Source organism: Pseudomonas sp. PME37.24/025 (assembly GCF_055556615.1).
The window spans coordinates 1-232 of the sequence record NZ_JBVHNK010000501.1 but is presented as its reverse complement, the minus strand read 5'-3'; the positions used below and the strand labels follow the sequence as shown (position 1 = coordinate 232).

Annotated in this window: 1 protein-coding gene; it reads right to left on the bottom strand. The window is 68.1% G+C overall.

Annotated features, from left to right (window positions below):
- The coding region (locus tag ACZ3HH_RS31230) for a hypothetical protein (RefSeq protein WP_465810620.1) at positions 1-232 on the bottom strand (232 nt) is incomplete at both ends.

Sequence of the window (232 nt, the reverse complement as noted above, 5' to 3'; positions counted from 1 at the left end):
CGGCGCTCCGGCCAATTCCAGCCACTTGCGCGCGGTCCTCACAGTATAGCCGCACGTCGCGCACTCGCATTTCAGCATCCGGGTTTTCTGCTTCTTGGGCGCGGTCGACTCCCCGCCGGTGTCGAGATGGGCATGGGGGAGGGAGCCAGCGGCCTCAAGGATCGGTGCGATGGCCGCAAGTAAGGCGTCGCCGGGAGTGGTGGCGCGCATCGGCCCGACAAGGCCCAGCCCA